The following is a 13,623-nucleotide window of genomic DNA, read 5'->3' as shown; positions in this document are numbered from 1 at the left end:
CATATGATCAAGTGTTAGATTAAAAGCTTTTTTAATGACCTCATAGCTTATTTGTTGTTCTATAAACACTTTCTGATTTTCAACTGGGAAATACTGCAACTCACCTATTAATTTTCGTAACTCACTTCTAAATTCAACTCAAGAAAGCGTTTTCATTTTATACTACCATCAAGAGAAAAGAAAAAGAGGGAGAGTATCAATATGGCGAAAAACAATTCAACTACCGCTAATACTCAGAGAGATAAGAAAGCAGGTAAAACTTACAATTTCTTTATCCAAGTATTAACTATTGTTGCTGTATTATTTGTTTCAAAAATTATTGAATCATTTATTCCGTTTCCAATGCCTGCATCGGTAATCGGACTCGTATTATTATTTATTTTATTAAGTGCAGGAGTCGTAAAATTACGTCAAGTAGAGGGTGTGGGGACCGCTCTAACAAATAATATCGGCTTCTTATTCGTACCAGCCGGTGTATCAGTTATTAATTCGTTACCACTTTTAAGTCAACATCCAATTTTAATTATTCTATTAATTATTATTTCAACATTATTATTATTAGTCAGTGTGGGCTATGTATCACAATTATTTGTAACAAAAACATTATTCCCTACTGAAGAACAAAATGAAAAAACACGACTTAAGGAGGAAAACTAATGGCTGATCACTTAGGTATTACAACACCTTATTTTGGTATTTTAGTCTCATTAATTCCATATATTATTGCACAATATTTCTATAAAAAAACAAATGGCTTTTTCCTACTGGCACCTTTATTTGTAGCGATGGTGGCAGGAATTGTCTTTTTAAAAGTAACAGGTATTAGTTATGATAACTATAAAATTGGTGGAGATATTATCAACTTCTTCTTAGAAGCTGCAACAATTAGTTTCGCGATTCCACTTTATAAAAAACGTCAAGTACTTAGAAAGTATTGGTTACAAATTTTTGGTGGTATTGCTGTGGGTACACTAGTAGCTTTAATCTTAATCTATTTAGTTGCAACATTATTCCACTTAGGTGATCAAATTAGTGCGTCTATGTTACCTCAAGCTGCAACAACTGCGATTGCCTTACCAGTATCTGACGGTATCGGTGGTGTAAAAGAATTAACATCATTAGCAGTTATCCTTAACGCTGTCGTTATTTCAGCATTAGGTGGAAAAATTGTAAAAATGTTTAAAATTTCAAATCCAATTGCACGTGGTTTAGCTCTTGGTACAAGTGGACACACACTTGGTGTTGCCGCTGCTAAAGAACTAGGAGAAACAGAAGAATCAATGGGAAGTATTGCAGTAGTAATTGTAGGTGTGATTATTGTTGTAATCGTACCACCACTTGCTTCACTATTATTCTAATAAAAAAAGCGTTGCTGACGAACTAAGTAACAACTTAGTCATCGTCTAAGCAACGCTTTTAATTTATCTTAAACTTTGTACTTGTTTACTAGAACGATGTGTGGGATCTAATTTTTTCTCTAATAAACGTAGACCAATATCAATTAAAATCGCAATTAATGCAATTGGAATCGCACCTGCAAGAATAAAGACTGTACCATCAGTAGAATTCGTTCCACGAATAATAATGTCTCCTAGCGTCGGTGCACCAATAAATGAACCAATAGCAACAATTCCTATTGCTACAACAAGTGCAATACGAATACCACCGATGATTACAGATAGCGATAGTGGAAGCTCAATCATACGCATAACTTGGTTATTAGTCATTCCCATACCTTTACCTGCGTCTTTAATATTGTAGTCAACTTCTGTAATACCTGTGTAGGTGTTTTTTATGATCGGTAGCAAGGCATATAAAAATACTGCAAATACAACTGTTGATGGACCGAGTCCTAACGCCAACATAAGTATGGCAAGCATTGCAATAGCTGGCACAGTTTGAATAATATTAGCAATAGTAATCACTGGCCATGCTATTTTTGAATAACGCGCAATTAAAATACCAATTGGAATGCCAATAATACAGGCAAACAATACTCCATATATAGACATTAATAAATGTTTAAAAAAGAGTTCCATCAGATAGCCAAAATTCAAAGTGTAATATTCATAAAGCGAACTTAACACATTCCCTTTCACTGTTATTGACCACCTTTCTTATCTTCAAAATAGTTATGTTTTTTAACAAATTCTTCTGCAATGACGGCTGGTTCTTTTCCCTTTCCATCTGCTTCATAATTCAGTTTTTGCATTTCTTTTGTACTTACTGTATCTTCTAATTTTGTCAATGCTTTATCAATTTCAGGATGCTCTTTAATTAATTCTTCTGTAACTAATGGACTGCCATCATATGGAGGGAAAAAGCTACGGTCATCTTTTAAAATTTTCAAATTATATGCCGCAATACGGCCGTCTGTGGAGTAACCAACAGCAACATCTAATTTTTTGTTTTTAAGTGCATCATACACTAAACCAATTTGCATTGGACGTGCACTTTTGAACTTAAAACCATAGTCTTTTTGGAAAGCTGGATATCCATCTCCAGCACGGTTCATCCATTGCGTATCCATACCTAAACTTAATTCATCTTTATATTTTTTTAAATCTGATACTTTTTCTAAATGATATTTATCAGCAACTTCTTGTGTGACCATAAATGCATATGTGTTTTCAAATCCAAAAGAATTATAATATTTTTGGTCATATTTCTCTTTAAATAATCGCTGCGACTCATCCATTGCTTTTTTAGTATCCTTTGTGGGTGGTGCATCGAGTACACTAGTCAATTCTGTACCTGTGTAACGAACTGCTGACATATTAGCATCTCCACGCATAAGTGCATTATGTTGAATAATACTTGAACCTAAATTGCCAATAATTGAAGGCTTAACTTCTCCATTTGTATAATGCTCAATCATTAATTTTTCAACATTTGCCATAATCTTGGTTTCACTAGTTTCAGTTGATGTGATTTTCACACTGTCTTTCGAATTACTGTCACCTAAACCGGGTAACCCGCATCCAGATAATACTACGAGAGACAATGCAAGAACGATAAATATATATTTAATATTTTTCATAGCTGTTCATTCCTCCCTTTTAAACTATCTAGATACTTTAAGTCCTTTAGGCACAGCCCATTTTTCAACTAAAGATAATAAGAAATCAATAAGTAGTGCTAGACACGTTACTAAAATAGCGGCACTAATGATCATTGGCGGTTCATATAAGTTTAATCCATTAAATACTAAATCACCTAAACCACCTGCACCAATGTAACTCGCAAGTGTAGCCCAACTAATGACATACACACTTGATAAACGTATACCACTAATAATTAATGGCAAGGCAAGGGGTAATTCCACATCTTTCATTAATTGAAGTTTTGTCATCCCCATACTTGTTCCAGCTTCAATAATGTTTTTATCAATATTTTGAACGCCTAATACTGTATTATTTAAGATAGGTAATAATACATAGATAAATAAAGCTACAATTGCTGGTGTCTTGCCTACACCAAAAATTGGAATCATAAGCGCTAAAATGGCAAGTGTTGGTACCGTTTGAAGTACACCTGCAATAGTCAATACAACATTCGCCGTACGTTTTGTTTTTGATAATAAAATACCAAGTGGTACAGCTACGACAATAGCAATAAGTAACGAAATAATAGAAATATAGAAATGTTCTATCGTTTTCGATACGAGTTCTTCTCCGTATTGTGCAAAAAAGTCTCTCATTAACGATCCACTCCCGTATCATCCGTATGATGGGTATGTTCTCTATCTGTTCCGTTCATAATATCTTCATGATAACGTTGTGTACCTTGCGATGTTAAACGTTGTTGCGTTTCATTTTGACGTTCATTCTCTCGCTCAACTTCATTTGAATAGGTTTTAGAAGAGTGACTCGTTTCATTCTCTTCACCCCAAATGGAGTCATACACAATATCTACTAAGTTTGCTCGTGTAATCAGTCCAATTAATGTATGATGATCATCTACTACAGGCACATTACGTACATTACGCTTTAAAATAGTTCGTACTGAATCTTGTAGTTTTGAATCGATATGTACTTTATAAACATCACGCTGCATCGTATCAATTAATTCTTTACCTTGACGTAATCCTTGATTTATATCTTCAATATCTAAAAAACCTAAAAGACGATGTTTATTATTCACTACAAAAATAGTGTCTATACGATGGTTTCTCATAATATTGACTGCATCATTAAGAGAATCGTCAGCTTGAATCGTAATGGGTTTGATCATTGCATCTTCAACCGTTCTCATGTTTGGTCGATCTTGAATCAGTCTATTTTGTCCAATAAATTCTCTAACAAAATCATTTGCTGGATATCTTAAAACATTGTCCGGTGTATCATATTGAACGATCTGGCCTTTCGACATAATACAAATTTTGTCTGCTAGCTTAATCGCTTCATCCATATCATGAGTTACAAAAATAAACGTTTTTCCTAACTTTTTTTGTAAATCTTTAACTAAATCTTGTAACGTATCTCTAGTTATAGGATCTAATGCACCGAACGGTTCGTCCATCAAAATAATGTCTTGTTCTGCTGCAAGCGCTCTAACTACACCAATACGTTGTTGTTGTCCACCCGACAGTTCAGACGGATAACGATCTAAATAATCCTCAGGTAAATCGACTAATTTAATCAACTCTTTTGCTTTAGCATCTTTCTTTTCTTTAGACCATTTTAAAAGTTTTGGAACGAGCACAATATTTTCTCTGATAGTCATATGTGGCATTAATCCAATTTGTTGAATCACGTATCCAATACTACGACGTAATTCTACTGGATTCATGCTACGTACATCTTTACCATTCATTTCAATTGAACCCTCTGTAGGTTCAATCATGCGATTAATCATTCTTAATGCTGTTGTTTTACCACTACCACTTGTTCCAATAAATGCAACAAATTCTCCAGCTTCAATATTTAAAGAAATATTATCGACTGCTTTCTTATTTCCAGAATAAATTTTAGTAAGGTTCTTTATACTAAGCGTCATAGGATGTCCCCTTCTATCGTATTAATGATGGAAAATTTTAAATACAAAAAAGCCAAAGTATTCTATTTTTGATTGTCTCAATCAAGAACCATATGGCCATTGCGTAATAAAGTTTTAAAAAATTGAATTTTAATAGAAATCGTTAAAATTCCACCACCTATACTTATATACCCTTTATAATTTTTTGAAACATTATTTATACGTAATAATTAATTTTTTTACCTAATTATTTTTTTAAGTTTTTAATTTTAATATTCCTTATATACAACTATTCATTGTAGACAGTACATTCTAACCTTTTTATATTGCCTACAATTAAAATTCGCAAAATTGTCAAATTATTCTAAAGTGTGTAACAATTCGTTTATATATATTTGAATTTCTGAGTTACTCGTATTAATCTATAATTGTAAAGTGTTTTTATTATGAAAGGGATGTTATATATCATGAAAGCAGCAGTATGGTATGGTCAAAAAGATGTTCGCGTTGAAGATCGTGAACCAAAAGAATTAAAAGATAACGAGGTAAAAGTTAAAGTATCTTGGGCTGGTATTTGTGGTACTGACTTACACGAATATTTAGAAGGTCCAGTATTTATTTCAACTGACAAACCTGATCCATTCTTAGGTCAAAAAGCACCTGTAACTTTAGGACATGAATTCTCAGGTATCGTTGAAGAAGTGGGGAAAGACGTTACAAAATATAAAAAAGGCGACCGTGTCGTTGTAAACCCAACTGTTTCTGCACGTGAAAAAGAAGAAAATTTAGATTTATATGATGGGTATACATTCATCGGATTGGGTTCAGATGGTGGTTTCGCTGAATTTACTAATGCACCTGAAGACAATGTGTATCACTTACCTGAAAATGTGTCTGCTCAAGAAGGTGCATTAGTTGAACCAACAGCAGTAGCAGTGCAAGCTGTTAAAGAAGGTAACTTATTATTTGGTGATACAGTGGCTATCTTTGGTGCAGGTCCAATTGGTTTATTAACAGTCGTTGCAGCTAAAGCAGCTGGTGCTAGTAAAATCTTTGTATTTGATTTATCAGAAGAACGTTTAGCTAAAGCTAAAGAGGTGGGCGCAACTCACGTTGTAAACTCTGGTCATACTGATCCACTAGAATTCGTAAACGAACACACTGAAAACGGTGTAGATGTAACATTTGAAGTAGCTGGTGTTGGCGTAACATTAGCACAATCAGTAAAAGTAACACGCCCAAGAGGTAGTGTTGTCATTGTTTCAATCTTTGCACACGAAGTTAACTTTGATCCAATGTTATTGACAAACTCTGGTGTTAAATTAACGTCTACTATTGCTTATACACCAACAACATTCCAACAAACAATTGATTTAATCGCAAATGGTAGCTTAGATGTTAAGAGCGTTGTAACAGATAAAATTGAATTAGCTGACATCGTTGAATCAGGATTCAATCAATTAGTTAATGATAAATCACAAGCTAAAATCCTAGTTAAATTAAATGGTGACCAAAAATATTAATTAAATGTTTTAACCCTGTAAAGAAGTTTTCTTTACAGGGTTTTTTGTATTATTTCAAATCATACGATTCTATGCCTATCATCTCTATTTTTATTTATCATTTATTCTCTTTCTACATCGGTTTCACTACATACTTTTTCATAACATTATCACCATTATATTATAGAAAAAATTTAATAAACTCCTTTTAATAATATTTTGAAATCTATTAAATATTTAGTTTGACTAATTAAATGATAAGCGTATAATTATATCGTGTTTTTTTTTATAAAAAATAAAATAAATTAAAAGGAGTATTTATGGGAAAGAATAAAAGCGATAATAAAATTAGCCTAACGCAGCTTGTGTTACTCGGTTTAGGTTCGTTAATTGGTTCTGGTTGGCTCTTTGGAGCATGGGAAGCATCTTCAGTAGCTGGACCAGCAGCCATTATCTCATGGGTCATAGGCTTCATAGTTATTGGAACGATTTCTTATAACTATATTGAAATAGGAACAATGTTTCCACAATCCGGTGGAATGAGTAACTATGCTCAATATACACATGGGTCATTACTTGGCTTCATTGCTGCATGGGCAAATTGGGTGTCACTCGTAACGATTATTCCAATTGAAGCAGTATCTGCAGTCCAATATATAAGCTCTTGGCCTTGGGACTGGGCTAAGCCAACTCAGGCATTGATGCATAATGGTTCTGTAAGTACAATTGGTTTATTTGTTGTTTACATTATCATCATTGTCTTTTCATTATTAAATTATTGGTCTGTAAAATTATTAACATCATTTACAAGTTTAATTTCTGTATTTAAATTAGGTGTACCACTCCTAACAATTATTATGTTAACGCTCTCAGGGTTTGATGCAGGAAACTATGGTCATTCCTTGAATACATTTATGCCATATGGTAGTGCACCTATCTTTGCAGCAACAACAACATCAGGTATTATCTTCTCATTTAATGCATTCCAAACGATCATTAATATGGGCTCAGAAATTAAAAATCCTGAGAAAAACATTGCACGTGGTATCGGCATTTCACTAACATTAAGTGCAATTTTATATATTATCTTACAAAGTACATTTATCACTTCAATGCCACAATCAATGATTCATTCACATGGTTGGCACGGTATTAACTTTAATTCACCATTTGCAGACATGGCAATTTTATTAAGTATTAATTGGTTAGCCATTTTACTTTATATTGAAGCCGTAGTATCTCCATTTGGTACTGGTGTATCATTTGTAGCCATTACTGGTCGCGTATTAAGCGCTATGGAAAAAAATGGTCATATTCCTAAATTCTTAGGAAAAATTAATTCAAAATATAATATTCCACGTGTTGCGATTGCATTTAATGCTGTCATGAGTATTATCATGGTAACGTTATTCCGCGATTGGGGGGTACTTGCAGCTGTTATTTCAACTGCAACATTAGTAGCCTATCTTACAGGTCCTACTACCGTTATTGCGTTACGTAAAATGGGACCTAAATTGCATCGTCCCTTCCGTGGTAAATTATTAAAAATCATGGCACCTTTATCATTCGTATTAGCATCACTGGCCATTTATTGGGCAATGTGGCCTACTACAGCAGAAGTTATTTTAATTATTATTTTAGGTTTACCAATTTACTTCTTCTATGAATATAAAATGAATTGGAAAAATACTAAAAAGCAAATTGGCGGTAGCTTATGGATTATTGTCTATCTTATTTTATTAGCTGCTATGTCATTTATAGGTAGTAAAGAATTTAAAGGTATGAACTGGATTCACTACCCATATGACTTTATTGCTATTATTGTGTTGTCCCTCATTTTTTATAAAATTGGTTCTTCAAGTCACTTCAATAGTATTTACTTCAAACGTGCTAAGAAAATCAATAAAAAAATGAAAGATGGCTCACCAGAAGAAGCTGAAGCAGCTGCTAAAGGTAACGAATAATCATTCAAACGTCTGAAACAAGTTAGAGAATAGTCTCATCTTGCTTCAGACGTTTTTTTTTAATGTTATATTAGATATAAGATAAGTATGGAGATGATACTGTTGACTTTAATTAAAACACATGGCGGAGATATTAAAGGCTATACTAAAGGGAAAATTAATTACTTTCTCGGGATTCCTTATGCTGATAAACCTATCAATGAACATCGATTTAAACACTCGAAATGCTTAAAAACTTGGGAAAAGACCATTGAAGCAACATCATTTAAATCTATACCACCACAACCACATAACAAACTCGAAACCTTCTTCTCATCACATGCTCAATTATTTAATCAAAGTGAAGACTGTTTATATTTAAATATTTGGTGTCAAAATAATCAATATAAAAATAAGCCTGTCATTATCTATTTTTATGGTGGTGGCTTTGTGAACGGACATGGTTCTCAGGAACTTTATACACCTGAACATATTGTTGCACAACATGATGTCATTGTCATTACGTTTAATTATCGTTTAGGTGCTTTAGGGTTTTTAGACTGGTCTTACTTCAATAGCGATTATAATAAAAACAATGGTTTGTCTGATCAAATTAATGCACTCAAATGGGTACATACGTTTATTAACTATTTCGGTGGAGATTCAAACAATATAACATTAATGGGACAGTCTGCTGGCAGTATGAGTATTATGGCATTAATGCAACGACCAGAATTAGATAAATACTATCATCAAGTGATGTTATTAAGTGGAACGCTACGTCTTGATTCTCATTTATTAGGACAAAAGAAAGCAGCCCATTTTGCCTATCTGAAAGATGCTTATTTTCCTAAAAAAAGAATGACTCACTTAACAACTTTAGATATATTATCATTAATGGCTTATGATGAAGCATCACGCGGAAAATCAAAAGGTCTTGAATTGATTTATGCACCTATTCAAGAGTCAAACATGTCTCGTCCTCTTTCTCAATTTACTAAACCGGTTGTTATAGGTACTACGAAAGAAGAAGGCAATATCTATATTCGTAATGAATCTAGAAAACTATCATCTGAGCGCTTTGTGGAAGTCATGAAATTAAATGATATACACCTTCACATTTCCCAAGCTCAAACTGGTAAAGACCAAGCCCGTATGGTGACAACTCATTATTTCGAAACACCTGCAATTTCATTTTTAAATCAACTTGACAACAATCCCCATTGTTGGAAATTACGTTTTGATTGGTGCCTTTCTAATGCATCACCGTTTCAATCTGCTTATCATATTTTAGATTTAGTGTTTTGGTTTGGAAAATTAGAGATTTTAAAAGCGCATGGTGTGAACTCATTAGAACATGAACGTCATCTCAGTAAACACATGATAGATGATTTAATCTATTTTGCGACATACCACACTATGCCGTGGCCATCTTATTCTCCTCAAACACCTTATTGTTATATATATAAATAAAAAGAAGCGGAACAATGAATTCAAAATGAATTCTGTTCCACTTCCTCCTTAATTTCTCATATAAGACATATTTTTTAAACTTAAGACAATAATAAGACCCATAGCTCCAACCATCGCGCTCACAATCGTGACTGCTTGAACAGAGATATTTGAAACAACGAGTCCTCCAATAATGCCTCCAAATCCTATTCCCGCATTCAGACTCGACATATTCCAACTCATCACTTGACTCGTATCACCTTCAACATGTTCAATCATACCACTTTGAATTGCTGGATTGGTACTCCACTGTACAATATTCCATATAAACAATCCAATTAATAATAGGGTAACAGTATGCAAAATAAGATTCATTATCAACATCATAACTATAAAAATAGAAAAGGCAATGATTAGCCAACGTTTACTGCTAAGTTTATCTGCTAATATGCCACCTAACGACGTACCAATCACCCCTGCAATCCCATTCACTAATAACGCCAATGATACAAATCCCATTTGATGACCATTATTCAAAATAAGAGGATTAATATATACAAATGTCACAGAATTTGCTACTAAAATTAAAAAAGTAATCGTTAAATATTTGACTACCTCCGCTGGTCTTAAAATTTTAGATGTATTTAGCTGTTTATTTGAAGTTGAACCCCATTGACGTTGAACTTGATTTAATTCTGATGTTGATGGTAAATACACCATCATCAGTACACCGGCTATCACACTCACAATAATAATAAATAAGAACGTAAATCTCCAACCTATTGCATCCCCAATCATCGTACCGATTGGGACGCCAAATACGTTAGCCCCACTAAATCCAGTATAAACGACACCAATCATTTTCCCTCTATTTTTAGGTATCGTTAACATCGCTGTTAAAGCTAAGACTTTAACAATAATGAGTGACGCTGCTGCTGAAGATAAGATACGTCCAATCACTAAAATAGTAAAGTTAGGCGCCATCGCAATCATGGCATTTCCGATAATAAATGCAACGAGTGTCCATAATAAGACCGGTCGTACTGCAAAGCGATTCGTAAGCTTAACAAGTATGGGTCCACAAATAGCGAAGGTTAATGCATATAAAGTCACAAGCTGACCAATAATCGCTTCAGAGACACCGAGATCTCCACTCATTAAATTCATAATTCCTGCAACCATCATCTCAACCATACCGACGATAAACACACTAATAATGAAGGTTGCCACTCGCATGACAGACATGCATAGAACTCCTTTCTTTCTATATTTTGGTATAAAAAAACAGTTACGCAATGGTAACCTTTATCATTCGTAACTGTTTCATTATATAATAATTTCTTAAACTTTTGTGCGAAAAAATGTGTCATTGAGATTTAGTTATTGTCTTTTATATTCGTTGTACGTGCTACGAGTTGATGACGTGCATTAAAGAATTGACCATAACTTAAATACGTTGCAATCAATGCAGACATAATCGTTGCAGTAGTATGAATAAATACAACAAGTAATTGGAATTTGATGGCTTGTAATGGTGCCATACCTCCAATAATTAATCCTGTCATCATACCCGGAATAGACACTAACCCATATGTTTTTACAGAATCGATTGTTGGAACAATCGCCAAACGAATACTTTCACGAATCGCCCCTTTAGATGCAAGCTTTGGCGTTGCTGCTAATGTTAACTTAGATTCAATATCATCTACATCTCGAACGAACGCCCGATCTAAATTTTGATATGCCAAATTAATGGCAATTAAACCATTATTTGCAAGCATACCACCGATAGGAATGACATCATTTGCTTTAAAATCGATGGCACCAGCAAGCACTGTACATGCTAATGGAATTGCTGTTGATATAAATATAGAAACAAAAGAAATCCAAAACACATGATGCATAACAGGCGATGCACGATGAATTGTATTCCAAGAAGCGTTAATAATAATGACTAATACTGCAATCAATAATATCCATACTTGATCAATTTTAAAAATATATTCTAATATCAATCCTAAAATTAATAATTGAACCACCGCTCTAATCGAAGCGACGACTAAATCTTTGATAATATGTAAGCCTTCTTTATATGAAATAATAATAGGAATTAATAATAATAATGCTGTTAAACAAAGCGCTGTATTACTCATTATGACTTAACACCTCCTCATTTGTAATCTGACCATCTTTAATAGTAATTCTTCTTTGGAAGTTTCTCATACTTTGATCATTACTATGCGTAATCCATAATATAGCGACGCCTTCATCTGCTAATTTAAAGATAATATCTTCAATTTTTTCTTTATTTTGCGTATCAAGTGCACTCGTTGATTCATCTAGAAGTAATATTTCTGGTTGATACATTAACTGGCGTGCAATAGCAATACGTTGACGTTCTCCCCCAGACATATGTTCTACTTTTGAATCTAGACTATAGTTTGACAAGCCGACTTTATTAAGTAAATCATTCGCTTTATCTTCATCAAATTGATCATGATGCGTTAATGCTGGGAAAGCCATATTATCTTCTACTGTCGTTCCAAATAATTCACTTTGTTGCATCATGTAACTAATTTTAGAACGTAATTCTTCAGGACTGTACTCATCATATGGTTTTCCTTTAAATAATAATTCTCCTTCAGTCGGACTAATTAAATTGTTGAGTTGCTTTAAGAATGTACTTTTTCCGCTTCCAGAAGGACCAACCACTGCAACGGTTTCACCTTGATCTAATTTAAAATTAATATTATTGAGTATCGTTCGTTGATCGGCTTTGTAGGTCAGATGTTTTACTTCTAATAACACAAGCACTTCCTCCTTATCTTTACTCTTTAATGGGATGACATATTCTTTTTTATCATAACAAAAAAAGAGGCAAAGTAATGAAATTCAATGTTACTATTTTTTGAATTTCAATGACTCTACCTCTTACCCTTAACCCCAAATGATACTCATCATAATCGCTATAAAAGAAACAAAGTTATTTATCATATGAAGGGTAATTGTCATCGCTAAATTTCGACCACTTAAGTGATATGCCACAACAAATCCTGTAGCCATAATTATATAAGGACCAACTTCAAATGGTGATGATGCACTTGTCATATGTAATCCTGCAAATCCGAGTACTGACACGACATACATCACACCATACGTTAATTTTTTACCTAACTCATGAATTAACAAATGTCTGAATAATAATTCTTCTACAACAGGTGTAATAATCACAATATCTAAAAATAAAACAGGCCAAAGCCAATTGATTTCAAACATTTTAATAATCATTTTGTTATTTTCTGTATCATCAAACTGATATTGTTTCGGTAAAAATTCTACTAAATAACCATATACACCTTGTAATACATAAAGGGCCACCATCACAATAATAATGAGTGGAATATGTTTTTTTAAAGCTTTAAAACGTGAGATGGCAATAGGAATAATGGTTTTGCGATGCATTAAATAAAAGACTAATAATACAAGACATTGACCAATTAACGTAAAGACTTGCGCGTATCCTAAATAATATTTTGTAAATTTACTTTCCGATATATGACCACCTGTGATGCCTGAAATCATTGCCATCACAATAAATGTAAGAATCAATGGAAAAACAATATTCATGACTAAGTATGTAGGTATGAGCCAAAAATCACGTTTAACAATACGTTTTGAATCAAATTCATTTCTTATCGGTCGCTGTTCTGAGGTTTGGTAATATGTATCATTATGTTCCGAAGTCATAT

The 13,623-nt window shown here is 33.3% G+C and carries 13 protein-coding genes; 5 read left to right on the top strand and 8 right to left on the bottom strand.

Annotation, left to right across the window (positions count from 1 at the left end; genetic code table 11):
* Positions 1 to 201: 201 nt before the first annotated feature.
* On the top strand, positions 202 to 657 hold the full coding sequence (gene lrgA, locus HMPREF2881_RS03675) for an antiholin-like murein hydrolase modulator LrgA (protein ID WP_002488774.1): 456 nt from the start codon (positions 202 to 204) through the stop codon (positions 655 to 657).
* Entirely contained in the window at positions 657 to 1,358 is a 702-nt protein-coding gene (gene lrgB, locus HMPREF2881_RS03670) for an antiholin-like protein LrgB (protein ID WP_002448343.1), read from the top strand. The genes lrgA and lrgB overlap by 1 nt, the downstream gene beginning before the upstream one ends.
* A 63-nt stretch (positions 1,359 to 1,421) precedes the next feature.
* Here lrgB and HMPREF2881_RS03665 read toward each other — a convergent pair whose 3' ends face one another.
* From HMPREF2881_RS03665 to HMPREF2881_RS03650, 4 genes are read right to left on the bottom strand one after another with little or no spacing between them, the layout of a single operon-like run.
* Positions 1,422 to 2,099 (bottom strand): ABC transporter permease, encoded by a 678-nt coding sequence (locus tag HMPREF2881_RS03665; protein WP_002448417.1) that lies wholly within the window; start codon positions 2,097 to 2,099, stop codon positions 1,422 to 1,424.
* Between the two features lie 2 nt (positions 2,100 to 2,101).
* Positions 2,102 to 3,040 carry an osmoprotectant ABC transporter substrate-binding protein gene (locus tag HMPREF2881_RS03660; protein WP_002488810.1) on the bottom strand — a complete coding sequence of 313 codons (939 nt, stop codon included), beginning with the start codon at positions 3,038 to 3,040 and terminating at the stop codon, positions 2,102 to 2,104.
* A 24-nt stretch (positions 3,041 to 3,064) separates the two neighbouring features.
* Positions 3,065 to 3,700, bottom strand: coding sequence for an ABC transporter permease (locus tag HMPREF2881_RS03655; RefSeq protein ID WP_002448427.1), 636 nt, complete (start codon positions 3,698 to 3,700; stop codon positions 3,065 to 3,067).
* Positions 3,700 to 4,998, bottom strand: a complete 1,299-nt coding sequence (locus HMPREF2881_RS03650) for a betaine/proline/choline family ABC transporter ATP-binding protein (RefSeq protein ID WP_002448357.1) — start codon at positions 4,996 to 4,998, stop codon at positions 3,700 to 3,702. Before HMPREF2881_RS03650 ends, HMPREF2881_RS03655 begins: the two co-directional genes overlap by 1 nt.
* Before the next feature lie 446 nt (positions 4,999 to 5,444).
* Between HMPREF2881_RS03650 and HMPREF2881_RS03645 the strand changes: the two genes are divergently transcribed.
* The 3 genes from HMPREF2881_RS03645 (at position 5,445) to HMPREF2881_RS03635 (ending at position 9,895) form a co-directional block, all read left to right on the top strand.
* The gene (locus HMPREF2881_RS03645; protein WP_002448606.1) at positions 5,445 to 6,500 is read left to right on the top strand and encodes a 2,3-butanediol dehydrogenase; all 1,056 of its coding nucleotides are present in this window, start codon (positions 5,445 to 5,447) and stop codon (positions 6,498 to 6,500) included.
* Between the two features lie 299 nt (positions 6,501 to 6,799).
* Positions 6,800 to 8,443 (top strand): APC family permease, encoded by a 1,644-nt coding sequence (locus HMPREF2881_RS03640; protein WP_002448541.1) that lies wholly within the window; start codon positions 6,800 to 6,802, stop codon positions 8,441 to 8,443.
* Between the two features lie 102 nt (positions 8,444 to 8,545).
* Positions 8,546 to 9,895: a carboxylesterase family protein gene (locus tag HMPREF2881_RS03635; protein ID WP_002454883.1), complete on the top strand. Its 1,350-nt coding sequence runs from the start codon at positions 8,546 to 8,548 to the stop codon at positions 9,893 to 9,895.
* A 48-nt stretch (positions 9,896 to 9,943) separates the two neighbouring features.
* Here the strand turns inward: HMPREF2881_RS03635 and HMPREF2881_RS03630 are convergent, their stop codons facing one another.
* The 4 genes from HMPREF2881_RS03630 to HMPREF2881_RS03615 all read right to left on the bottom strand — a co-directional run bounded on the left by HMPREF2881_RS03630 (position 9,944) and on the right by HMPREF2881_RS03615 (position 13,621).
* The gene (locus HMPREF2881_RS03630; protein WP_070653656.1) at positions 9,944 to 11,119 is read right to left on the bottom strand and encodes an MFS transporter; all 1,176 of its coding nucleotides are present in this window, start codon (positions 11,117 to 11,119) and stop codon (positions 9,944 to 9,946) included.
* Positions 11,120 to 11,250: 131 nt separating this feature from the next.
* Entirely contained in the window at positions 11,251 to 12,027 is a 777-nt protein-coding gene (gene fetB, locus HMPREF2881_RS03625; protein WP_002488808.1) for an ABC transporter permease, read from the bottom strand.
* Complete coding sequence (locus tag HMPREF2881_RS03620; RefSeq protein WP_002448620.1) at positions 12,020 to 12,682, bottom strand: ABC transporter ATP-binding protein; 663 nt, start codon at positions 12,680 to 12,682, stop codon at positions 12,020 to 12,022. Before HMPREF2881_RS03620 ends, fetB begins: the two co-directional genes overlap by 8 nt.
* Positions 12,683 to 12,811: 129 nt before the next feature.
* Positions 12,812 to 13,621, bottom strand: a complete 810-nt coding sequence (locus HMPREF2881_RS03615) for a CPBP family intramembrane glutamic endopeptidase (RefSeq protein WP_002488724.1) — start codon at positions 13,619 to 13,621, stop codon at positions 12,812 to 12,814.
* Positions 13,622 to 13,623 lie beyond the last annotated feature (2 nt).

Origin of the sequence: Staphylococcus sp. HMSC057A08 (genome assembly GCF_001812925.1) — a bacterium.
Classification (GTDB): Bacteria; Bacillota; Bacilli; order Staphylococcales; family Staphylococcaceae; genus Staphylococcus; species Staphylococcus hominis.
Note: the sequence above shows the minus strand (reverse complement) of the source record. Positions and strands in the feature narration are given on the sequence as shown.